Source organism: Neobacillus sp. NPDC093182, from assembly GCF_044754045.1.
Genome location: NZ_JBIVOI010000010.1, coordinates 219040 through 241082 on the forward strand (window position 1 = coordinate 219040; position 22043 = coordinate 241082).

23 protein-coding genes and 2 pseudogenes are annotated in these 22043 nt (G+C 34.0%); 13 read left to right on the plus strand and 12 right to left on the minus strand.

Going from position 1 to position 22043, the window contains the following annotated elements; all coding sequences use genetic code 11:
- Positions 1-444: 444 nt before the first annotated feature.
- The 3 genes from ACIQAA_RS19165 to ACIQAA_RS19175 all read right to left on the minus strand — a co-directional run bounded on the left by ACIQAA_RS19165 (position 445) and on the right by ACIQAA_RS19175 (position 3606).
- Positions 445-1350, minus strand: coding sequence for an EamA family transporter (locus ACIQAA_RS19165; RefSeq protein WP_402622376.1), 906 nt, complete (start codon positions 1348-1350; stop codon positions 445-447).
- Between the two features lie 62 nt (positions 1351-1412).
- Positions 1413-2405, minus strand: coding sequence for an SLAC1 anion channel family protein (locus tag ACIQAA_RS19170; protein WP_402622377.1), 993 nt, complete (start codon positions 2403-2405; stop codon positions 1413-1415).
- 283 nt (positions 2406-2688) lie between these two features.
- A complete protein-coding gene (locus ACIQAA_RS19175; RefSeq protein WP_402622378.1) occupies positions 2689-3606 on the minus strand; it encodes a LysR family transcriptional regulator in 918 nt (305 codons plus the stop codon).
- A 241-nt stretch (positions 3607-3847) separates the two neighbouring features.
- On the opposite strand from ACIQAA_RS19175, the gene ACIQAA_RS19180 reads away from it, so the two are divergent.
- Both ACIQAA_RS19180 and ACIQAA_RS19185 read left to right on the plus strand, forming a co-directional pair.
- Positions 3848-5440 (plus strand): spore germination protein, encoded by a 1593-nt coding sequence (locus tag ACIQAA_RS19180; protein WP_402622379.1) that lies wholly within the window; start codon positions 3848-3850, stop codon positions 5438-5440.
- A gap of 36 nt (positions 5441-5476) precedes the next feature.
- Complete coding sequence (locus ACIQAA_RS19185; RefSeq protein WP_402622381.1) at positions 5477-6637, plus strand: Ger(x)C family spore germination protein; 1161 nt, start codon at positions 5477-5479, stop codon at positions 6635-6637.
- Between the two features lie 13 nt (positions 6638-6650).
- On the opposite strand, the gene ACIQAA_RS19190 is transcribed toward ACIQAA_RS19185, so the two are convergent.
- Positions 6651-7739 carry a GerAB/ArcD/ProY family transporter gene (locus tag ACIQAA_RS19190; RefSeq protein WP_402622382.1) on the minus strand — a complete coding sequence of 363 codons (1089 nt, stop codon included), beginning with the start codon at positions 7737-7739 and terminating at the stop codon, positions 6651-6653.
- Between the two features lie 222 nt (positions 7740-7961).
- Between ACIQAA_RS19190 and ACIQAA_RS19195 the strand changes: the two genes are divergently transcribed.
- The 3 genes from ACIQAA_RS19195 to ACIQAA_RS19205 all read left to right on the plus strand — a co-directional run bounded on the left by ACIQAA_RS19195 (position 7962) and on the right by ACIQAA_RS19205 (position 9918).
- Positions 7962-8582, plus strand: a complete 621-nt coding sequence (locus ACIQAA_RS19195; protein ID WP_402622460.1) for an NAD(P)-dependent oxidoreductase — start codon at positions 7962-7964, stop codon at positions 8580-8582.
- A 327-nt stretch (positions 8583-8909) separates the two neighbouring features.
- The gene (locus ACIQAA_RS19200) at positions 8910-9401 is read left to right on the plus strand and encodes an Rrf2 family transcriptional regulator (RefSeq protein ID WP_402622384.1); all 492 of its coding nucleotides are present in this window, start codon (positions 8910-8912) and stop codon (positions 9399-9401) included.
- Positions 9402-9450: 49 nt separating this feature from the next.
- The gene (locus ACIQAA_RS19205; RefSeq protein WP_402622462.1) at positions 9451-9918 is read left to right on the plus strand and encodes a glycoside hydrolase family 3 C-terminal domain-containing protein; all 468 of its coding nucleotides are present in this window, start codon (positions 9451-9453) and stop codon (positions 9916-9918) included.
- A 135-nt stretch (positions 9919-10053) separates the two neighbouring features.
- On the opposite strand, the gene ACIQAA_RS19210 is transcribed toward ACIQAA_RS19205, so the two are convergent.
- A complete protein-coding gene (locus tag ACIQAA_RS19210; protein WP_402622385.1) occupies positions 10054-11163 on the minus strand; it encodes an FtsZ/tubulin family protein in 1110 nt (369 codons plus the stop codon).
- Positions 11164-11462: 299 nt separating this feature from the next.
- On the opposite strand from ACIQAA_RS19210, the pseudogene ACIQAA_RS19215 reads away from it, so the two are divergent.
- From ACIQAA_RS19215 to ACIQAA_RS19235, 5 genes and pseudogenes are all read left to right on the plus strand, one after another.
- Positions 11463-11606: pseudogene (locus tag ACIQAA_RS19215) on the plus strand (arsenate reductase/protein-tyrosine-phosphatase family protein); the annotation flags it as partial.
- A 134-nt stretch (positions 11607-11740) separates the two neighbouring features.
- The gene (locus ACIQAA_RS19220) at positions 11741-11875 is read left to right on the plus strand and encodes a hypothetical protein (RefSeq protein WP_402622387.1); all 135 of its coding nucleotides are present in this window, start codon (positions 11741-11743) and stop codon (positions 11873-11875) included.
- A gap of 163 nt (positions 11876-12038) precedes the next feature.
- The gene (locus ACIQAA_RS19225) at positions 12039-12920 is read left to right on the plus strand and encodes an AraC family transcriptional regulator (RefSeq protein ID WP_402622389.1); all 882 of its coding nucleotides are present in this window, start codon (positions 12039-12041) and stop codon (positions 12918-12920) included.
- A gap of 636 nt (positions 12921-13556) precedes the next feature.
- Positions 13557-13892: pseudogene (locus ACIQAA_RS19230) on the plus strand (D-Ala-D-Ala carboxypeptidase VanY); the annotation flags it as partial.
- Between the two features lie 65 nt (positions 13893-13957).
- Positions 13958-14482 carry a VanZ family protein gene (locus ACIQAA_RS19235; RefSeq protein ID WP_402622390.1) on the plus strand — a complete coding sequence of 175 codons (525 nt, stop codon included), beginning with the start codon at positions 13958-13960 and terminating at the stop codon, positions 14480-14482.
- 456 nt (positions 14483-14938) lie between these two features.
- Here the strand turns inward: ACIQAA_RS19235 and ACIQAA_RS19240 are convergent, their stop codons facing one another.
- Positions 14939-15487: a TetR/AcrR family transcriptional regulator gene (locus tag ACIQAA_RS19240; protein WP_402622391.1), complete on the minus strand. Its 549-nt coding sequence runs from the start codon at positions 15485-15487 to the stop codon at positions 14939-14941.
- A gap of 249 nt (positions 15488-15736) precedes the next feature.
- Between ACIQAA_RS19240 and ACIQAA_RS19245 the strand changes: the two genes are divergently transcribed.
- Both ACIQAA_RS19245 and sda read left to right on the plus strand, forming a co-directional pair.
- Positions 15737-15949 carry a hypothetical protein gene (locus tag ACIQAA_RS19245; RefSeq protein WP_402622393.1) on the plus strand — a complete coding sequence of 71 codons (213 nt, stop codon included), beginning with the start codon at positions 15737-15739 and terminating at the stop codon, positions 15947-15949.
- Positions 15950-16246: 297 nt separating this feature from the next.
- Positions 16247-16402: a sporulation histidine kinase inhibitor Sda gene (gene sda / locus ACIQAA_RS19250; RefSeq protein WP_402622394.1), complete on the plus strand. Its 156-nt coding sequence runs from the start codon at positions 16247-16249 to the stop codon at positions 16400-16402.
- Here the strand turns inward: sda and ACIQAA_RS19255 are convergent.
- The 5 genes from ACIQAA_RS19255 to ACIQAA_RS19275 form a co-directional block, all read right to left on the minus strand.
- Positions 16399-16680 carry a hypothetical protein gene (locus ACIQAA_RS19255; protein WP_402622396.1) on the minus strand — a complete coding sequence of 94 codons (282 nt, stop codon included), beginning with the start codon at positions 16678-16680 and terminating at the stop codon, positions 16399-16401. The two genes, sda and ACIQAA_RS19255, sit on opposite strands and share 4 nt — an antisense overlap.
- A 115-nt stretch (positions 16681-16795) precedes the next feature.
- Entirely contained in the window at positions 16796-16996 is a 201-nt protein-coding gene (locus tag ACIQAA_RS19260) for a hypothetical protein (protein ID WP_402622398.1), read from the minus strand.
- A 134-nt stretch (positions 16997-17130) separates the two neighbouring features.
- Positions 17131-17802 carry a cadmium resistance transporter gene (locus ACIQAA_RS19265; protein WP_402622400.1) on the minus strand — a complete coding sequence of 224 codons (672 nt, stop codon included), beginning with the start codon at positions 17800-17802 and terminating at the stop codon, positions 17131-17133.
- Positions 17803-18119: 317 nt separating this feature from the next.
- Positions 18120-18665, minus strand: coding sequence for a GNAT family N-acetyltransferase (locus ACIQAA_RS19270; protein WP_402622402.1), 546 nt, complete (start codon positions 18663-18665; stop codon positions 18120-18122).
- 332 nt (positions 18666-18997) lie between these two features.
- The gene (locus ACIQAA_RS19275) at positions 18998-19990 is read right to left on the minus strand and encodes a zinc-dependent alcohol dehydrogenase family protein (protein WP_402622404.1); all 993 of its coding nucleotides are present in this window, start codon (positions 19988-19990) and stop codon (positions 18998-19000) included.
- A 354-nt stretch (positions 19991-20344) separates the two neighbouring features.
- On the opposite strand from ACIQAA_RS19275, the gene ACIQAA_RS19280 reads away from it, so the two are divergent.
- Positions 20345-21220, plus strand: coding sequence for a DMT family transporter (locus tag ACIQAA_RS19280; protein ID WP_402622405.1), 876 nt, complete (start codon positions 20345-20347; stop codon positions 21218-21220).
- 400 nt (positions 21221-21620) lie between these two features.
- On the opposite strand, the gene ACIQAA_RS19285 is transcribed toward ACIQAA_RS19280, so the two are convergent.
- Positions 21621-22025 carry a GNAT family N-acetyltransferase gene (locus ACIQAA_RS19285; protein WP_402622464.1) on the minus strand — a complete coding sequence of 135 codons (405 nt, stop codon included), beginning with the start codon at positions 22023-22025 and terminating at the stop codon, positions 21621-21623.
- Positions 22026-22043: the final 18 nt, after the last annotated feature.

Here is a 22043-nt window from a genome sequence, read left to right on the forward strand (position 1 = left end):
CTGTGTTTAGGGAAAATATTATCAAACAGCTCTGTACCTTTTTTCGTAATATGTGCATAATTTACACCCTTTGATGGACCACGTTTAATGTATCCTTTTTTTTCTAATTGATTAATGTAAATCGTTATGTCTCTCCTAGTTATCAGAATCTCCCTTTCAATTTACTCAAATCGCACCTTTCTCTTATGATAAAACAATTCCAATATGGAAAACTCGTTACCAGATAAATCATAGCAACTTATTTCTTTTGCAGAACATTCCAAAAGAGCTTTATAGTCTTTGGATATAAACTCATACAATTGTAGAGATAAATGGTGTTCATATGGAAGTTTCTCAGCTTTCATTTATTCCCCTCTTAATTTCGAAGTTTTAAGTTTTTCTATTTAACTAACCTTTTCGGTGTTAATTACCAATCGTGAATATCTAGCATATACAAGCCAGGTTTTAACCCTCTAACACCAGTTCCTTCTTTTCATTTATCGCTTCACTCATAAAAATTCCTATTAAAATTAATAAAACCCCTAGTATACGTAACCATGTAATTTCTTCTTTTAAAATGATTAGAGCAAAAAAAATCGTAGCCGGAAGTTCAATGGAACCTAATATTCCAGCCATTCGCCCCCCTATCTTTGGTATGGAAATTAACATAAATAATAATGGGATAACTTGACCAATCAACGCCATCAAAATTCCCCACCATAGAAATCCATCTTTAAAAAGTACCCCAGAAGTGAGATACGTTGGGGGATATAGGATGTGTATCACCACTGCTGATATGGTTATTGTGATTGCAGATCGAAATGCAACTGAAGAATCATTGTTAATATATTCTGGTAGATATAAGCTTACTGCAAAACAAAGTGCAGCTAATAATCCTAACCCGACACCAATAACAGGGATATCTATTAAATTCACACTAGTTAACTCCACAGCTAAAAATGTTCCAAAAAGGATTATGATCATACCTGCCACTTTTTCAAAACCTGCGCCCTTCTTTTTAACAATAATATCTATTAAAGTGATAATCCATGAAAATTGAAATAAAAGAATTATACTTAAAGAAACAGGTAACATGGTTAACGATTGAAAATAGAAGTAAATCGCACAGGCACCACTGACTCCTGTTCCTGCTAACAAACACAAGGTCTTCCTGCCAGGCATCTTTTGATTCCCAATTGCAGGAAGAACTATCAGCCATATGATTATTACTGCAAAACCGTATTGAACGTTGGTTAAATCCTGTATCCTGAAACCATCTTTGTATAAATAATTAACGATTGTCGCTGTCAATCCCAGTAACGAAGCAGCTAACAACATTAATAACTTAAAGAGTAAGTTTGAAAATTTCATGTTATCCTTCATTCCTTAGTTTTATTGATTTTAGAAAGGGAAAGTATTACCCTTTACCAATGTTATGCTTTTAGAAGTTCACCTTTGAAAAGGAATATTAACGTACGAACAAATATAACTCCTAGTACTATAGTTAGAATCATTAAAGAAATCGCAGCTATTGCTTTTAATGGCCATGTATTCACAAATGCTGCATATTTAAAGGCTGCATTAACGACTGCTGCCATTGGAAAGCTTACGGCCCACCAAGATGCACCAAACGGTAACCCCTTTTTAAATACTTTTCCAAAAAGAACAATCCCTAAAAATAATCCGAAGTAAAATAATATAGAGGCAAACATATCAACATCTTTTATAATGTTTGTGTATGCCAAGAATCCCACTCCAAATGGCGCAATTAAAACCATTAATGAAGGTGTTAATTTTTCCGGCATAGGATCGTGATGCATTAAGCGTGAAAAAATTAATGTGAAAAACACAAGCGCTAAGATACTTCCTACTGCAAAGCCAAAAAGATTGATTTCTTCGCTCCATGCAAAAGGCATGGTACCACCAGCAACAGCTATATCAAGCGTACCTACACCAGGAATTAGCCATGCAGGAGTTGCATGAAGTATTTCTTGTTTTTGATTCATTAAGCGATGAACGATAATAAAAGCCAAAACGATTGTAAGTACTGTGCCAATAACCCATACAATTTCAGAAAGCGCTATACTATAAGGTGCAATAACGGAAGACAATAATAGGATCGCGATGGTGATCGTACCAAAGAAATTTCCGACAATCGGATTGTTAAATTCATCTTTAACTTTTTGTGGATACATAAAAAATTTTATTAAATATGAAATACTTAAAATAATAAAAATGATTATTGCCAATGCCCCTATCAATTCACCAATAAACGAATAAGTTCCGAATAGTTCATGAGACCATCTCCACGCCAGGGCGAGCCCTGATATTCCCATAACAGAACCAAATAAATTTACAGGCAAGAATTGAAGAGGACTTTGTTTGCTCTTAGCTATTGTTCCATCCATAATATGACTTACACCCATTTTACCCATCTCTCCTATAGTTATATTTTGACTTGGAAAACCGGGGAAAAGACCATTAAGTTATCATTCCCCATTAATGTTTTCTTGTATGTAACTGAATTATAAATCCAGAATAATAATAGAACAATATTATGTTTTCTATATAAACGATAGAAATAATCTATCGTTTAGTATCCTTTTTTTATTAGTCAAAAAAAATCTCAAGAGATAAACAGTTGGAGGACATGCCTATAACTGTTACCACTTGAGGTTTTTGTCTGATGAAAATCTAAATTATTCATGATCATATTGCATCACAATTTATGGGTTCTTCCAAATTTAGACTTTTAACATAATCGGTTAATAAATCAATAAACTGCCGGGCTGCATACCCAATGTATTTATCTTTATGAACAACAATACCAACCTGTCTGCATATGGTTGGGTTTACAATATTAATCACTTTTAATCCAGAAGTATCATTAAGGCTTAGTATGGTTTTTGATAATATAGTTGCTCCTGCCCCTGCTCTAACTAAGCTGATGATGGATTCAAATGTATTTGTTTCTATTTTGGGCTGCATTTTAAGCCCAATAGCGCTGCATGAAATATCTACCAATTTTCTGCACTGATGATTTTGTGGAAACATAATAATAGGCAGGTCATGAATTTCTTCAAATTTAATTTCGTCCTTACTTGCTAAAATATGATTTTCAGGGATAACTAAGAAGAATTTTTCTTTATATAAGGGTATAACAGTTACTCGATCATCAGACTGAACGGGTATAATTGTTACGGCTAAATCAAGTTCATTTTTTAACACACGTTCATAAAGGTCTTCTAGTCCGACAAGTTTAATTTGAATATCAGGAAATTTATCATGAAAATTCAGCAATTGTAATGAAACTAAATGATTTATTTCTCCAGGGAGTGCTCCAATAGAGAGCTTTCCTCTTTTCATTTTTTGAAGTTCTCGTATTTTTTCTGTAACACTTTTTAAATTACCGAAAATTTTTGTCCCCTGCTCCTTCAAAAGTAATCCTGCTTCTGTAATAGCAATTTTCTTTCCAACACGATCAAAAAGCGGCATTCCTATTTCATCTTCTAAGGCTTTTATTTGATGACTAAGTGTAGGTTGAGTAATGCCGAGTTTTTCTGCTGCACGTGTGAAATGTAACTCTTCACATACAGCCATAAAATATTCAAGTTGTCTGAATTCCATCCAATCAACCTCATTCTAAATAATATGGTTTAAGTTAGTAGAATTTAATGTAAAAGGTTATTCCCGCTTTTTGTATTAATTAGCTAAATCATTAGATAAAGTATAAAGATTAAAAAGATATTATTCAATGTGATAATTTCTATTTATATCATTACTTTTGCCTATGGTTCTATTTGCATATTTTTTTCAAATATAGGTGATTCTAAAACATGCTAATGACTGGCAAAGGAGATATACTCTTATGGAAAATAATAGATTACGCCGGTTAATCAAAAAAACAAATCATAAAAGTCAAATATCACTATCAACTAACAATCAAATTAAAATAAAAGAACCATTAACAACTAATTTAACAGACAATATCATTTTGCTCAAAAAAATTTTTCATAATTGCAGTGATATTGTTTTCAGGGAACTAGTCTTAGAAAACGAAGAAAAAATTCATGCGCAAATTGTCCATATTGACGGAATTACAGATAAAAACACCATTCACGATAACATCATGAGTTCCTTATTACATAAGTTTCATTTGCTACAGACAAATAGAGTATTAATGCCAGATGCAAGATTATCCCAAATTAAATATAGTCTAATAAGTATCGCAAATATAAAAGAATCATCGGATATTGAAAAAGTAATTGATGCAATATTGAATGGAGAAACTGTCATCCTTTTAGATGGTACCGCAGTATGCCTATTCGCTAGTACAAAGGGAGGCGAAGTACGCCCTGTGTCTGAACCAGCTACAGAATCTGTTGTTAGGGGGCCAAGACAAGGGTTTACTGAGAATCTTAGAACAAATACATCTCTTGTGAGAAGAATTATTAAAACTCCCGAATTAAAAATGGAGAAATTCATTGCCGGTACAAAAACTAAGACCAATATCGTTGTAGCTTATATAGATAGTGTTGCAAATGAGGACGTTATTAAAGAAGTAAGACATAGATTAAAAAAGATTAATATTGATTCCATCCTTGACAGTGCCTATGTTGAAGAATTAATTGAAGACAATCCTTACTCCCCTTTCCCACAAATAGCCCATACAGAGCGGCCCGATAAGGCTGCAGCGGAATTGTTAGAAGGCCGGGTTGTTATTTTAGTTGACGGAAGTCCTTTTGTTTTGATGGTACCAACCGTTTTTATTCAATTCCTGCAATCTAGTGAAGATTACTATGAGCGGTACATATTCTCTTTTGCGGTAAGGATTATTCGTTATTTTGTTTTTGTGGTGGCGTTAGTTCTACCGTCTGCTTATATCGCAATTACCACCTATCATCAGGAGATGCTGCCCACCCCCCTCCTGATTAGTGTTGCAGGTGCTCATGAAGGGGTACCATTCCCTTCATTTATCGAGGCGATTCTTATGGAGATAACATTTGAGGCTCTCCGGGAAGCTGGTGTTCGCCTGCCTAAACCGGTTGGACAAACAGTAAGTATCGTCGGTGCGTTAGTAATTGGAGAAGCTGCAGTGTCTGCTGGAATCGTTTCCCCACCGATGGTAATTGTGGTCGCGCTTACCGCCATTGCTTCCTTTGCTATTCCAGCATTTAATATTGCCATTAGTATAAGAATGCTCCGTTTTCCTTTAATGATTTTATCTGGTGTTCTAGGATTTTACGGTATTATGTTGGGTCTAGTTGCGATCCTAATCCATGTATGTTCTCTACGTTCATTTGGTGTCCCCTACCTAACTCCAATTGCTCCTTTTAATGGGAGTGGGATCAAAGACACGATTTTTCGTGCTCCATGGTGGAACATGAAAAATAGACCTGAGTTAATCAGTTCGGAGAATCTACAAAGGGAAAAAACGTCGAAACCTGGTCCATCTAAATAGCATCTTTCTAAACCTGTATATCAATTAGGAGGTCCCATGAAAAGGAAAGGCTTATTTTACCTATTAGTATTTAACATGACAATATTTTTAACAGGGTGTTGGGACCAAAATGAAGTTGATGATTTGGCCATTGTAATTGGAATTGGCGTAGACAGGGTACCAGGGGAAAATCCTATTCAAATTACTGTTCAAATAGTTAATCCATCATCCACTATAAAATCTGGAGAAGCCAATGGAAAGCCATTTGTCTTATTCACTGTAAAAGGAAAAACAGTCTACGACGCCGTCAAAAACTTTTCCAAGGAATCATCACGTAAAATCTTTTTATCTCATAACTACGTAGTTGTCTTTGGTGATAAAATGGCGAGGCATGGATTAGAAAATGTGCTTGATTATTTTGAAAGAGAGCCATTATTTCGTAGAACTTCATGGATGATTGTTACAAATGGTTCTGCGAAAGAAATACTGGAAACCGAAATTGACCTTCAAAAATTTCAAGCAATTGGAATAAAAAATATGATCAAACAATTTAAACGTGAATCCTTGGTAAAAGTAATAAAATGGGAAGATTTTATAAGTGAGTATGAAAGCGGGCCCACTTGTGCAACTGCAACTATGTTAGAAGTATCGGAAAGTAAGCCACAAAATAAAATTAAGTTAAATGGTACGGCTCTCTTTAGTAAGGATAAACTTGCTGGCTATCTCGATAATAAAGAAAGCATTGGGTTAATGTGGATTCTAAATGAAATAAAAGAAGCCAAAGTGGGTATTAACTGCCCAGGTAAAGAAAAGGGATCGATTAATTTTAAAGTTACTGAAACAAAACATTCAATCGAACCCTTCATTAAGAGTGGGAATCATTTATCCATTGATTTAGATATTGCAGCAGATTCTACAATAGCAGAAGTAAATTGTGAAAACGTCAACATTGAAAGCCAACAGGTACTTAAGGAATTAGAAAAAATGCAGGAAAAAGAAATCAAGAATCAAATTCAAATGACCATTCAAAAATCTCAAAAGCTAGGAACAGATCCCTTACAATTTGGGGAAGCATTTCGACGTTACGATAACAATGAATGGAAAAAATTAAAAAAAGATTGGAGTAAACATTTTAAGGAGATTGAAGTGTCTATTCATGTCACTAGCAAGATAAGATTAACGGGTACAAAGTCCGACAAAGTAAAAATCATCAATTAATCCCCCATTAGCCTTAGTTGTCAATTAGTTTTCTCTTACGTATCTTAGCAATTATCAGCAAAAGTAATGGGATTCCAAACAAAAGAACAGGCATAGTAATTCTTTGTGTAATAAAAACAGGATATAGAATGTCTGACATAACAATGCCACGAGGCAATAAACTGATTATATAAACAATCAGTGCATTAATAAAAATCATTTTCTTCCAGTTTTTTATTTTTAAGAATTGTGCCGAGCCATAGCTGGCCACAAAGAAAAATATTGCTAAACGCATAAAAACACTTGTCAGCCACACAACAATAAAAATAATATCAACATTTTGGATAAAATCTGCTACAGAGATAACTCTGATTAACCGGAAATAAGGATACCACATATGTGCAGGTAAATTTGGACCGAATGTAGCAATAACAGTAAGGGTAGCAAGGGAAACCATGACAGCAGGTAAAGCTGTTCCCCATAAGGCGGGAAATAAACTTTCCTTTGGCTTTTTCATAAACACAATAAGCATAATGATGATTGCGTTTTGGCCGATAAAACCAGCAGTCGGAACAGCTCCCTTTATTATGGACAACAGCCCTGTCTCTGAAATTATAGGTGTCAATTTATAGAAGTCAACATTATTTAGATTTAAAAATAATGTAATTAAAACAATGAAAATAATAATCGGACCAATAAATTCACTACATCGACCAATGACTTCTATTCCTTGATAGGTAGCATAGACCACAATTAAAAGCATACCTAATATAATAACCCAAGTAGGAGTCCTAGGCATGGTTAATTTCATTAGTTCTGAAAATTCGCGTAGGATTAAACCGATAACCGAATACCATTGAACAAAATAAACTAAAAGAACAACCTTACCAATCTTATTTCCTAGAATTTCTTGAATATATTCAATGAAGGATTGATTGGGGAATATCTGGCTGAGTTTTACTGCAATGAAAACAATGAATATGCTTAATCCTCCCCCAATTAAAACAGATAACCAAGCGTCTTGCCTAGAAATATCTATGGTTTGTCTTAATATGAGCATTATAGCTACACCAAGAGCATGTGTAGTCAGCATCCAGAATATTTGAACTTTAGACAACTTCATGTGATTTTCTGACTCCTTTTATAAAACCCTTCTATTCAAGTCTTTTATTATGTTTGACAGAGCTGGATGCACTTAAACGTTTAATGAGTCTATAATTTTTTATTGATAAGATTTGATTTAAATAAACCGCCCCATCAACTTTTATACCTATTTCCTGAAGAAAACGATATACTTACTTTTAAGTGTAGAGTAATATTGTATCGTAAAAGGAGGTTCGTTCTCATCAATATTTTAATTTTAGGTGCAACTGGACGAGTTGGATGTCAAATAGTTACTTTTGCCCTTCGTGACAGACATCATGTTACTGCATTAGTCCGCACTCCAGAGAAGATTCAAATAAACAATGAAAATTTAACTATTCATCAAGGTAATGTTTTATATAAAGATGATATCGTACGTGCCATGCGTGAGATCGATGTTGTTATTAGTGCATTAAATACTGATGGGACAAACACTCTATCAGATAGTATGCCACTAATAATCGAAGCAATGGAAAACGAAGGTATAAAACGAATTATAACTATAGGCACTGCAGGTATCCTGCAAAGTAGAACCAGCCCAAATACACTTCGTTATCAGTCAAGTGAATCAAAGCGCAAGTCAGTCCGCGCAGCGAAAGAACATCATAAAGTTTACGATATGCTCAAGCAATCAACACTCGAATGGACTATTGTCTGCCCTACCTATTTGCCGGATGGTAAGAGTGTAGGTAATTATCGTGTAGATCGTAATTTTTTACCGCAGGGTGGCGTTGAAATATCCGTACCGGATACAGCAGAATTTACATATAACCTGATAAAAAGTAATGATTATCTACAATCACGTGTAGGTATCGCCTACTAATTATTCTACTTTTTTATTGGCGTAAGAAATGTAACCATTAAGGATATTGTCGATAGAGAAAAATTTCAAAAAAAGGATCATCGGCCGTGCAGCAGCAGATGATCCCTTTTTTAAGTAATGTTTGTTGAGAACATATAAATATTTGAAGATAGTATCTTAATAGCAATTATAGACAATATTAATCGATGATTAACTATATCCATATTGGGTTGTTTTTCATATTATGTCATTCCTCCATTAAGTGAATTTGTTTGTTTGACAAAGAATTAAAACATTTCTAAGATTAATTAAAGGAATTACTTTTTATTTATGAAGAAGGTGTTTTTAATGCAGTATAGTATTGGAGTTGAGTATGCACTCCACTGTCTCGTTTATTTAATTGATATTCCTGAGGATTCTCCCACTGGCATAAAGGAACTTTCCTTTTTTCAAGGTATTTCAGATACATATCTCTCAAAGATTTTTACTAAATTATCTAAGGCTGGTATTGTAAGTTCAGTTCCTGGGGTTAAAGGTGGTTATAAACTCGCTAAACCTCCAGAAGAAATTTCCTTTTGGGATGTAATCGAAGCAGTTGAAGGTCCTAAGCCAATTTTTCAATGTAAAAATATTAAAGATAATGGTTATTTGTATAGAGAAAACTGCTGTTCAGCTCCCTCCTCTTGTACGATCAATATAGTTATGCTCGCTGCAGAGGAAAAAATGCGTGATTTCTTGCGAAGTAAAACACTTTCATGGTTGAATGAAGAACTTAATCAAGTCTTATCCAAACAAATACGTGAAGATACTCGGAAATATTTTTCAAAGAGCAGCCAGTAGAACAAACGAGCCAGCGCACAAACTAGAACAGCTGATTTGAAAAAAATCGATCAAACAATATGATCCAGCTATTCAAGTGGTTGGCAACCTAGACGAAGCTACGCATGCACTAATTTATGCCATTCCAAACACAGTACCTGATCGTCCGGACATTCCACTTTCTGTAGCGCTAGGTGCAGAAACAGGCATAAATGTGGAAAGAATAAAAGAAATTGAAGAAGCAGTTCCTACCATCCTGACGGTTAATATGACCAGTCCATGGTTGATTGGAGAGATTGAAGAAAATGCGGCAGCTACATTAGCGGTATTCGGAGTAAAAGCAGAAGCGTTAGTTGATGTTATTCGCGGCAAATTTGCTCCAACAGGAAAACTTCCATTTACCATCCCTGCTGATCAAGAAGCGATTAATAACAACAATGGTGATGTTCCTGGTTATGATGAAGATCCTTCCTATGTATATCGTGATAAGAACGGTAATGCATATGGGTTTGATTTTGGTCTAACCTATGAAAAGTAAACAAACAAAGGCTTAAATAGTTTTAAATGGGCTGACTTAGCATAGTCGTTACAATACGGCTAGTATAAGTCAGCCTATCTATCTTTTACTTGAGGTTATGTCTCTCCCGACTTTGTTTCCTATCACTCATGGGTATTATTTTTGATACTTATTTAATTTAGAAGTGATAGACACTGGCTTTCTTTCCTGTTTCATCAGTTTTAAGTTGGATGCCCAACGAATTCCTGACTCGTAATTTTGGGTATTTTCCTTTTTTACAAGGTTCTGGAGTCGTTCCTTATTCTTTTCTATCGATTCCTCTACAGAGAGCATCCGACGGGTTGGGAAGGATAGTCCAGCAAGTATGGTTGTGATCGTAGGGTCCGTTTCTGTGATATAGGTTCCTTCGAATAATTGCAGCGGTTCCCCCACTCTTTCAAAGATGGACGGTACATTAATCAACTTTGAAATGTTCTCTGGTCCCTCATAAATCAGCCCAGCTCGGATTACCCCCTGTGACTCAATAGGACAGAAAATCGAGTTCTCCCAAGAAACCTGAACTTTCTTCGAGACCTCCGAGGTATTTTTCGCGTCCGTAATAGGAGCGGAAGAGATTATCGTTACACCTCTGGAACCAAGGATATTCATTAAATCTGTTTCATCAAAATTGCCAAAGAAGGAGCTCTTCTTCGTAATTTTCAGAAGATGGTTAATGGCCTCTATGGCATGAAGATTAGCAGAAAGATAAATTTCGTGTTTACTGGATTGTGGTTTCAGTTTCCGCATTTGGTCATTGTCGATGAGGAACACAGAAGAAATGCCTTCTATATTGGAAAGTTCTTCGATACACTCAGCCGTATTGATACGATTTCCCGCTAATACATTTCGTTCAGGGATAACCGCGATTGCCCCAACCTTGATACCAGGGAGCTGATCAATCAACAGATCAATTAACATCGGACTCATCCCAGACCCCGTGCCGCCATCGGTTGAAAACGCCACTAGTAAAAGCTTAATGTTCTTAAAGGAGCTGTTAACAAAATCAATGATTTCCTTATAGTTTTCTTGAAGTGCACGTAAACCTAATGAACGATCCTGACCTGCCCCGTTGTATCCTGGAACGAAAAACTTCTTTTCTACCCGGGTGTTTACAACACCATCACGTTGATTCGTATTAATGAGAGCTGTTGGAAAATTCAAGGCTGATGCAATTTCCGCTATATTCCCACCTGCTTGACCTACGCCTAAGATTCCAATCGATTTCACTATACACGCCTCCTTATTAAGCTCTTAATCTAAGTTGTAAAATTTAGAAGTATTTTTAACCAGATCTTTGATATGGAAAAAACAATCCTTATACCATTATTACTATTTAGATGGGCAGATTATGACGATAAAGTGTCCCTACCCTTTTTATAATCCATAGGGCAGTGCTTGGCACGATTATGACGTGATCTGTAAAAGATCTGTATCTCACTCTTCATTTTACAACGCTTGTTAAAATGCTTAGAATGGTCGATATGGAAAACGAAACTTAGTTTAAAAGAGTAAAAGGAGTTTATGACATGATTAATGTATTATTTGTTTGTTTGGGAAACATTTGCCGGTCACCTATGGCTGAGGGCGTGTTTCGTGACTTACTGAAAAAAGAAAATTTGTCTAACAAGGTCAGCGTTGATTCATCTGCAACAAGTTCCTGGCATATCGGTTCAGATCAGTAATTGGCGAGTTTCTTTATTAGGAATACCTAACCCTTATTTCACTATGGCACCCGATTGCTGAAAATCGATATTGAAAGAATGTCTTTTGTATTTCTACTACATACCTAGAAGGTTATATTGCATTGTTCAACTATCTTGATCAGCTAAGATTTGATGATAGTGAACGCTCTATTAAGGAGCTTGCAGTGGATGTGCTAATGAATAAAGTCTCTGATACCAATATGGATATTCGTTTAAGACAAGTTGAGTACGTTTAATCGCTATTTAACGTCATAGATGACTAATATAGAATGTTATGAAATGATGTTAAAGTGCCTATAAAAATAATTATGAAAGCAAATTCCGATACATTCCGTATATAAAATATCGAGTGAAAAATAAATTTTACCGATAATATGTATTTGTAAAGGAGGGAAATGAATGTTACAAGAATTCAATAATTTAATGGACTACATTAAAACACATTTGACGGAAGAAATCTCTGGAAAAGATATATCAAAAATTGTAGGACTATCTGATTATCATTTTAAAAGAATGTTTTCGTATATGGCTGGAATGTCATTGAATGAGTATATCAAAAATAGGAGATTATCAGTTGCAAATGTTGAATTAATTAACGGAGCAAAAGTGACAGATATTGCCTATAAATATGGTTATCAATCTATAGAAGGATTTTCAAGAGCCTTTCGTGAATGGAGTGGTTTTTTACCTTCAGAAGTAACTAAAAACAAAATTCAAAAATCATTTCCCAAATTTTCATTCTTTATAGATATAAGAGGAGGAATATCAATGGAATTCAAAATTGAAAAGAAAGAGAAGTTTAATATAGTAGGTGTATCGAAAAGAGTGCCAATTCAATTCGAAGGTGAAAATAATGCTATCTTAGAACTAGCCCAGTCAATTACCGAACAACAAAGAAATGAAATGCATCAATTAGCTGATTTATATCCTCATCAAGTCTTGAATGTATCTTATGATTTTGATGATGGTTTCTTGGAAGAAAAAGGCTACTTAACTCATATGATTGGTTTTGCAACTACAAAAGAAAATACATTCGATGATTTAGAACAACTTTCTATTGAAGAAAGTTTATGGGCAATTTTCCCTAATCAAGGACCATTTCCTGTTACGCTTCAAGAAACTACTGCTAAAATTTATTCTGAATGGTTGCCTTCTTCAGGTTATGAAGTAGCGGATATACCTGGGATTTCTTTTACAAAGCACAATGGTACTTCGGAAAATGTATATAGCGAAATTTGGATGCCGGTAAAAGAAAAAATAGTTAGCGATAAACTTGGATGATTATTATATTTACAGAAGTGTTATTCCGTTAAATCTTCATTTACAATACTAGACCAGTTAGGAAAAATCTTACTGGTCTTTTTGAAATTGATACAAATCAACACTTATTGCTAACAGAGCATTCTCTTATTATGTTTTATTCCATTAAATGACCCTTTAACGGAACAACTTTATTGTCACTCAACAGTTCCTTAATTCACCTTTTAATTCAGATGTTCTTTCCTTTCACTATAAAAATACCCCTTTAGTGTTGGTTTTGAATAAAGTTTGATTAAAAATTTTCTGTACACCCACAAGCTATAGCTAATAAAAGGAAACCATTTTGAAAAAAGATTAATCAAAATGGTTTCCTTTCTTTTTGAATGGACTCTCCGTTTTCTAAAAAAGTTTAATCAAAACTCATTTAGAAATCTTTGATTGAAAAGATAAAGTATCACAACTTTATTCAAAACCTCGCATCTTTCTTACAAACATCGCAATTTTATTTTAAAGACACAATTACCAATGGCGGATTCCTAAGAAGATTAATAATAAAATCCAAGTAAAAATTTAAGAAAAATTTAATATTTACCCCACTTTTTATTTTAAAAGTTTTTCCTATCCTATAAACAAGTTACATTAAGGAGGAGACTAAAAATGAAAAAGTGGGGATTTTTATTGGTTTTTGCATTATTTCTAGTTTTTATTTTTAATATATTACCGATATCCCAAGATAAAGTAGAGGATCAAATATATGAACAAAATGAAAATACAGCTACTGAAAATACCCAAAAGATTGAGATTACAGAAGAGCAGATCTATCAAGGGAATCTGCTTTTGGTTAACAGTAAATATGCTGTTCAACAAGCTGGTATAAAATCGGATATCATAAATTTATTTACACACAAAGAATTAACAACCGGATACCAGTTACTTAATAGTGAAATAAAATTATCAGAAGAAATAGCTGAAAAATTTTCGGAGATGATAGCATAGTGTAAAGTAAGATAAAAGCTTAGATTATAAGTTTAAAAAAGAATTAGGAATTGAGGATTTATATGGAAAAATCAAAAAATAATCAAAATAAAATAACTGCTGGCTTGTTGGCCGTATATTTATTTGCATTAACATGGATTATAGTCTTTAAAATGCAATTTTCATTTCAAGGCTTGCCGGATTTTAGGGAAATCAACTTAATCCCTTTTGCTGGTTCAGCTAATGTTAATAATCAAATAGATTTTAATGAAATAATCTATAATGTACTTGCATTTATCCCATTTGGAATATATATCAGTATGCTAAAACCAAATTGGTCTTTCTTGAAAAAGATTGCAGTAATAGCAGGAGTTAGTTTGTTATTTGAAGTATTGCAATTCATCTTTGCTATAGGAGCTAGCGATATAACTGACTTTATGGGAAATACATTAGGTGGAATTATTGGAGTTGGAGTTTATATTGTATTTTGTAAGCTGTTTAGTACAAAAGCAAATAAAATCCTTAATGTCTTAACTTCAATCGGAGTGATATTCCTTGTTGCATTAGTGCTGTTATTAATTAGTGGTGTTATTAGGTTTAAATTTTAGTAATTGGAGAATTGCTGTTCATGAAAATTAACAGAGGGTATACCATCAATGACTTTGATACAGCAAGTTCTTTATTTATAAAACAAGAATGACAACTATCACAAGCCACCTATTTTGAGGGTGGCTTTTTTATATCCAGTAAATAAAGTAATGTATATCCCATACATTTCTAGTTAACATAATCACTTAATTTAGGAAGATGCCCAAAACACTACACCCATACAGTTAAAGGGTTTGGCGTCTGTTCGTTTAAACTAACCAGGTGCTTGTGTTTAACAAGGAGTTGCTTATATACGGCACTCTTTTTCTTGTTCCACTAAAGGGCAGTTTATATAATGGCCCGATTGCTGAACAAAGATCAATCTGGACTCTTCCACTACATAATCAACTAAATAACCAAAATTTAATGCTTATTATCAATAGTTAATACTTGTTTATTAATGAATGATCTTAGAATCATTGCACGCGGTACATTAAATAAATTTGATCTGCGATATAATCTGAACTAAAATGAAGCCCCTTCTTTATCCACCACATGATGATGCCTACCAATGAGGCTGTTTTAATATCAATCGCAACATAATCAGCAGGTAAATCCTCCTTGCTATTATTCCTTCTTGTTCCTACTAATTGTTTTAATAATAAAAACAATTGCTCCTCGAACTGATTCAAATTAAATAAAATAAGTAAATAATTTCGATGGATATATAAATAATCAAGCAATTGTGTTAGCTGTTGTTTTTCTGTTAAATCTTTTACTTGTATTAATGCAACAATTTTTTCAGATAGCTCATTTAAAATTTCATCGGTAATCTGCGTTAGTAAATCTTGAATATCCTGATAATGTAAGTAAAATGTTGTCCGATTTAATCCTGCTTTGGCTGCGACTTTCTGAACCGTTAAATTTGAAATATCGTAGTCCTCTGAAAGAAGCGAAAAGACAGCATTTTTAAACATTTCTCTTGAACGTATTGTGCGAGGATCTTCTTTTTTAATGATAGACATCTTAAACTCCTTTATCGATTTTCTTTTCTCTTTCTCAACAATACCTACTATCTATGTAGAGTAGTATACAATTTCAATAAAACTGTTCATGGTCACGAACCTATATTTTTGTTACTTGCTTATAAAGAAGGAAAGATTGTACTGCAAATTCCTTTGATAGAAGATATACTCATTTAATTTTAAGAAAATAATTGACTCAAAGGAAAAAACCTCCTTTATGTCTAAAGAATAGATAAAGGGGATGACCCAATGAATAAAGTTGGATTATTAAAAAAACTAAACAATGCCAGTCGTGGTAATTTTTTTTCTATAGAGATTCCTAAGGCTACAAAAGAAGATGAAAAAAAGATTGAAGAATTGGTTGGAGAATTAGAAAGAGAAGGAAAAATCAAATTAAGAGAATGTGTACAAAGGGAATACTCCGTTTATTTACATGGAATATGTAAGTATGCATCCGATTAATCGGGTGCTTTTTTATTGGGTTGGGTGAAACACGAGCGTACATCCGAATTATTCAATAAACTACCACGTTAGTCGAATAAGAAAATGAATTTGCCGCTCTCTTGTTCAATTACACTGCTTCTTTAGTTGAACAAGCAATATTAAGTTCACAATATGAATCGAACTGCGACGTTGTCTTTCCATCTAAAAATTTTCCACCTGTTTATGTCATTATTAGGTCTAATGATTTATTGAATAAATTTCTGAAAATTGCTAAATTTATTAAGGTTACATTACTTAAGAACTTGGTGATTAAAAATGAGTTTCAAAGGTTTGTCTAACGAGCAATTAATTGCAGCATATTTAAATGCTCACAAACAAAGATTAGAACCTTCTTTTTTAGAAATGTTGTTTAACGAAATTATGAGAAGAGACATTTACGACTTATTGTTTGAGACTAGTTTAAGAACTTAGTCTTCTTTTTTTGTCGTTTTTTCGTTCCTTTCATCGAACTCCGACACTCTTTTCATTAAAGAAATCCACTTGTCACCATGGTCTTTTATGGCAAAAAAACCATTTAAAAGTGCTGGACTAAATGTAATAGTTGGTCGATAATACAAATGTACCTTGCTATTCTCCTTAGCAAGTACTAGTAATATTTCCGCTAGAGCTGTCCTTTTTAGGACAGCTCTTTTGTTTAGTGTAAACGTCGCAATTTCTTTCAAATGTGAAATAAAGAGAATTGCTTGCACTCTTTTTCAACTAAACTGCCACGTTACTTGAAAAAGAAAAAAACGATCTCCATTATTGAAGAATCGCACCCGTTACTTTAATAGGAGTAACCTACTCCTTTTTCGATGACATTTGTCAGCCACCTTCTATGCAAGTTGCAGTAGAACTTCCAACAACAGAATTCAATTCTTGAAGAAGTGAAGGTGAAAGTTCATTTCCAATCAAGGTTTCTAATGATTGTTTTGTAAGTGGCACATTATACTTTTTGAAAACATCTGCCGTTTCTCCCCAAACATCAACAATTGCTTCTGGTGACATATTCGATTGTATGACCATTTCAGCATCCTCCTTATAACTTTATTTTATCACTTGTTTATTACATTAACCTGCCCGTTACTTCAATAAGAAAAAAAGCCGCCAAAAATGGCAGCTGGATCTTAAACTCTTGAGCCCGTTAGCTAAAAAACTTCTTACGATAATTTGTCAATTAAATAAGAAAACGTGCCATTTTCATTTAATATTAAGATTCCAAGTCCAATTAGCACAAATGGTACTATTATATGTCCATATCGCTCTAGGTTTTTTGCAACCAAAGGAAAGGCAATTAATTTATAGGCGATAAAGCACCATACAGCAACAAATAATAAAAAAATAATAACAATAAAACTTATTTGCCAACCATTATTTGTAGCAAAAAAGGGAATATAAACTCCTATATTGTCTCCGCCATTTGCAAAAGTAACGGCTGCGACTTTATAAATACTATGGTGAAGAAGTTTTTGTACACAATTAACTTTTCCATTTGTTTCGTCTAAAGAAGGTTCGTGAGCTATATATGCTTCTCCTTCTGTTTCAGCCTGATGCTCTTTTTTTCGGTCTTTAAACTGTTCCACCAGGGCTTTGACACCTAAATAAACAGGAATAACCCCTAACAAACCAATCCATTCTTGAGGGATAATTAATGCTCCTAAAGCTCCAATTACACTCAATATTACAAGAGCAATAAAACCCAGATACTGTCCAAATATGATGTGTGTACTTTTTAGCCTCGAATCCCGTTGTGCAAACCAAGTTAATAATAGAAAAATATCATCGATGTTTGTTGCCGCAAAAAGGACAATTGTAGTTAGTATTAAACTCATAAATTCTCCCTTCATATTGTTTTGTTTTACTATTCAACTATCCTGCCCCGTTGTCCAATAAGAAAAAAAGACCGCAGCAGCGATCATTTATTGAGCTCTAGCGCCCGTTAGTTTAAGTACAATGTTTCACAATCTTCGATAAAAAAGAGAGTTGCCAAGCAACTCCTTAGATAAGTACCAAATCCCTCGTACAATATACAATTTTACCGCTACGTACTTTTCTTGAAGTAGTGGTGGTAAAATTGTATAAAATGTACAAGACAGTCTCGTGCGAGACTGCGTTTCGTTTACATAATATTATACGAAGTGAAATGAGCTTACACATCCGAGCTGTTGATGATAGCTAATATTTGATGATCTGTCCATTTGCCATTAATCTTTAGATTTTCTTTAGCTATACCTTCTTTTTTAAACCCTACTTTTTCTAATACACGAATAGATGCTATATTGTCAGGCATAGCTCCTGCTTCAATTCTATGTAGTTTTAATTCTCTAAAAGCAAAGTCTACAACAAGTTGAAGAGCTTCTGTTGTGTAGCCCTTTGCATTATACTCCTTATCTAAAGTAAATCCCGTATAACAGCTTTGGAGGTCTCCCCTAGCAATTTGAGTTAATGAAATGTCTCCGATAAGTTTATCAGTTGCTTTTAAAAAGATTCCAAAAGCATATAATTGCCCTTCATCAGACTTTTTTAATGCCTGTTCAATGCGTATTTTTTGATGTTCTTCTGTATAAAAGGCTTCTGGGAGTAATGGGCTAACTCGTTGAAAAAATTCGCGATTTTTAGTATGTAAGTTAGCTAACTCGCTTGCGTCAGAAGTTTTATAAAGTCGAAGATAAATTTGTTGCCCTACTAGCTTCATAAAACCCCTCCAATCTCTTTTTACTACCATTTTATTCTAATTATCCAAAAGTATGATGTATATCCTACTCAAGTCTTGTTCACATAACGCAACATTATCGGAAGTCCTAAATTTTTTGTTGTGAGAAATTATCCCCACGCATTACAAAAGATACGTCCATTCGGATTGTCATTTTTCTCCTCCAAAAAATACACTTTGAGATTTAAAATTCTATTTCTGATGAAGTTTTCCTTCTTCAAGAATCCTGCACCTTTAGTGGAACAACAAAAAGGGCTGCCGCAGCACCCCCCGAATCTTTAACTCCAGCACCCGTTAGTTCAATAAGGATTTACTTAATAGCTTGTTAAAAAAACTTTTCCTTTGGTTATTTTATGAGATTCAACAGCATCAATAGCTATTTTTACGTTAGATAAGTCGTATTGAGAATTAACCATCATTAAACGTAATTTTTTTTCATCTATTAGCCTTATTAAACCACTAAACGTTTCTTGCCATTTGATTGCTGAAACATTTTTGTTCCAATTCCTTAAATGAAACATATTAGCATTCACTTTTGCTGTATCTATAATATCCGCCCAGTTTACTTGTACTCCTGATAAAAGACCGATAGTTAAAAAATCTCCATTAGGATGTACACAAAAAGCCAAGTCGTTTCCAGATGAACCTCCAATAGAATCAATAGCAGCATCTGCACCAACTCCACTAGTTAACTCCATAACGGTCTCATATAATGGAACTTTAGAGGTGTCAATCACATAAGAAGCACCAAGATAAAGTAAATCTTCCGTATATTTATTATTTCTAGTAACTGCGATCAATCTAAAACCTATAACCTTCGATAATTGAGCAAAAATATGCCCAATAGATGAACCACACGCGTTAACCAATAAAACATCGTTCGGTCTTAATTTTAAAACTTCCGTACAAGTCACCCAAGCTGTAATTGGGTTAATATACATCTGTGATGCCGTAAAATCATCAATAGAATCAGGTATAGGAACAGCAAATTCTGCTGATGTTTTAACAAATTCTTGCCAAGTGCCTTCCCCACGTAAAGGTAAAACACGCTTACCAATTAGATTTTTAGAAACTAAAGACCCTACATTTTCTACAACACCGACTCCTTCATAACCAGGGATGTTCGGTAAAGAAATCCGATGGGAATATGCCCCTCTAATTGGTATTAAGTCAGAGGGATTTATTGGACGTGCTAACATTCGAACAAGAACTTCATTATCTTTTGGTGGTTCTATGCTTTTATATTCAACTTTTAACACTTCTTTAGGTCTACCGAATTCGTAAAATTTAATACATTTTGCATCCAAACCTATACGACTCCTCAATAAAAATCAGATTTATTTAATTATATCATCTTCAATCCATTCATTGATCTTCAACTCTTGCACCCGTTACTTTAAGTATATTTTTTCACAATCTACTCTCAGTTATTAATTTCTTATTAAGCACGATAACACAGGCTTAATATTCTTTGCTATAATAAAACACATATAATTGTGGTTAGAAAAAGAATTGAACTAGGGGTGAACATAATGTATTGGACTCCATTATTTGAAAACGATGTACCAGTAGCACACTTCTGCTCTTAGTGGAGTGAAGGTGACTACATCTCTCCGTTAGGGGCATTGTCGACCTAATCAAAAAAACGGAGGGTACAAAAAATGAAAAATACCTTATTAGGTTCTTTATATTTAATACTAGCTTCAAGTATTTGGGGCGGAATGTACGTTGTTGTTAAAGTTGTAGTATCGGTTATACCTCCACTGGAACTTGTGTGGATGCGATATGTAGTAGCTATTGTTGCACTTCTCATTATCGGCTTTATAACAAGACAAAAATGGCGAATCGAAAAACGTTATTTCTTAATAATCATAGCCATTGGAATCATTGGTAATGCCATTTCAATCGTTGCTCAGGAAACTGGTACTATGCTATCCACAGCACAAATGGGAGCCATTATAACTTCTTCAACACCAGCATTTATGGTTATTTTTGCTCGCTTAATCCTTAAAGAACGGATGACGTTAAGAAAGGGAATCTCCGTTTGTTTAGCGACAATTGGTGTATTTCTCATTGTTGGAATTGGTGATGTGAATATGTCCGGTACACTTGGAGGTATTGCACTTCTTATTGCAGCTTTAACATGGGCACTCATGTCTGTACTTGTAAAGCTTTTGCCTAGTGATTACTCACAAATAGTAGTAACCACTTATTCCATCTTGGTAGCATTAATTGTGCTGACTCCTTTTGTTTTGCCACGGTTACACGAAATTAATATCTCTCAACTGACTCAACGGACCATTTGGGGTGGACTCTTGTATTTGGGAATTGTTTCAACAGCAGGTGGATTTCTACTTTGGAATCGTGGATTACAAATGCTTAACGCCTCAAGTGGAGGAATATTTTTATTTTTTCAACCCGTGGTTGGAACATTACTTGGATGGCTTATACTAGGAGAGAACATAGGTTTAACGTTTTGGTTCGGCTCTATCCTAATTCTCACAGGTGTTTTATTCGTTATCAACGATAAAAAATAGTATTTAGAACCCCTTCAATTGTATTTGAAGGGCTTTGCTTGTTTAACAGCATTTATCATAAATTCGGCTTATTAAACTACTTGAAAACAAACGAGTTCGAGTGATTCTTTTTTTATTCTAAAGTGCCTGTTAATTTATGTGGTAAAATATGAGAAATTAAACAGCTATTTATGTTTTCCCTCCCGAATCGAACGTGTTAAGAATACATCCGAGCCTTTATTATTGAAGATATTTTCAATGTTTGCCATTCCTTCTTCCAACTAAACTGCTTCGTTAGTGGAACAAGCAAAAAAAGCTGCCGTAGCAGCTACCTTCTTAAACTCTTGCAACCATTAGTTTAAGTACAATTGTTCACAAACTTAGTTTTATTACAAGAATGCTGCCACTTTGGTACAAAATGTTAACCTATTTTTTTAGAAAATAAAATACGGTCTTGTCCTTTACCAGCATAATCCGTTCCTAAAATTACAGAAAAACCCATTGACTTATGATATGCAACCGACCCTTCGTTAACTGGAGAAGTTATACATTTAACTGTATCACAACCTAAATTTCGAACTTTTGAGAAGAATAAATTATATATTTCTCTAGCTAATCCTTTATTTCTAATTTCAGGATTTACGCCAACAAAATGTATATAGGCTACATTTGGATGTGTTTGAGAAACAAATCCAATAAGAAAAGCCGATAATCTATTGTTTTCATCTTCAACTATAAAACTCGTTGACTGAAAATGCTCAAAAAATAATCGAGGCAACAAATGTGTCATTTGTCTACCTCCCCACCAATTATTAATAACATCCATTACTTTAAAATAATCATC

What these genes read in the sequence shown, in the direction of transcription:
- ACIQAA_RS19165 (WP_402622376.1), bottom strand. Translation starts at nt 1,350, where the DNA reads ATGAAATTTTCAAACTTACTCTTTAAGTTATTAATGTTGTTAGCTGCT.
- sda (WP_402622394.1), top strand. Translation starts at nt 16,247, where the DNA reads ATGAGTTTCAAAGGTTTGTCTAACGAGCAATTAATTGCAGCATATTTA.
- ACIQAA_RS19170 (WP_402622377.1), bottom strand. Translation starts at nt 2,405, where the DNA reads ATGGGTGTAAGTCATATTATGGATGGAACAATAGCTAAGAGCAAACAA.
- ACIQAA_RS19180 (WP_402622379.1), top strand. Translation starts at nt 3,848, where the DNA reads ATGGAAAATAATAGATTACGCCGGTTAATCAAAAAAACAAATCATAAA.
- ACIQAA_RS19240 (WP_402622391.1), bottom strand. Translation starts at nt 15,487, where the DNA reads ATGTCTATCATTAAAAAAGAAGATCCTCGCACAATACGTTCAAGAGAA.
- ACIQAA_RS19270 (WP_402622402.1), bottom strand. Translation starts at nt 18,665, where the DNA reads ATGAAGCTAGTAGGGCAACAAATTTATCTTCGACTTTATAAAACTTCT.
- ACIQAA_RS19225 (WP_402622389.1), top strand. Translation starts at nt 12,039, where the DNA reads ATGTTACAAGAATTCAATAATTTAATGGACTACATTAAAACACATTTG.
- ACIQAA_RS19175 (WP_402622378.1), bottom strand. Translation starts at nt 3,606, where the DNA reads ATGGAATTCAGACAACTTGAATATTTTATGGCTGTATGTGAAGAGTTA.
- ACIQAA_RS19190 (WP_402622382.1), bottom strand. Translation starts at nt 7,739, where the DNA reads ATGAAGTTGTCTAAAGTTCAAATATTCTGGATGCTGACTACACATGCT.
- ACIQAA_RS19235 (WP_402622390.1), top strand. Translation starts at nt 13,958, where the DNA reads ATGGAAAAATCAAAAAATAATCAAAATAAAATAACTGCTGGCTTGTTG.
- ACIQAA_RS19185 (WP_402622381.1), top strand. Translation starts at nt 5,477, where the DNA reads ATGAAAAGGAAAGGCTTATTTTACCTATTAGTATTTAACATGACAATA.
- ACIQAA_RS19260 (WP_402622398.1), bottom strand. Translation starts at nt 16,996, where the DNA reads ATGGTCATACAATCGAATATGTCACCAGAAGCAATTGTTGATGTTTGG.
- ACIQAA_RS19285 (WP_402622464.1), bottom strand. Translation starts at nt 22,025, where the DNA reads ATGGATGTTATTAATAATTGGTGGGGAGGTAGACAAATGACACATTTG.
- ACIQAA_RS19265 (WP_402622400.1), bottom strand. Translation starts at nt 17,802, where the DNA reads ATGAGTTTAATACTAACTACAATTGTCCTTTTTGCGGCAACAAACATC.
- ACIQAA_RS19200 (WP_402622384.1), top strand. Translation starts at nt 8,910, where the DNA reads ATGCAGTATAGTATTGGAGTTGAGTATGCACTCCACTGTCTCGTTTAT.
- ACIQAA_RS19245 (WP_402622393.1), top strand. Translation starts at nt 15,737, where the DNA reads ATGAATAAAGTTGGATTATTAAAAAAACTAAACAATGCCAGTCGTGGT.
- ACIQAA_RS19280 (WP_402622405.1), top strand. Translation starts at nt 20,345, where the DNA reads ATGAAAAATACCTTATTAGGTTCTTTATATTTAATACTAGCTTCAAGT.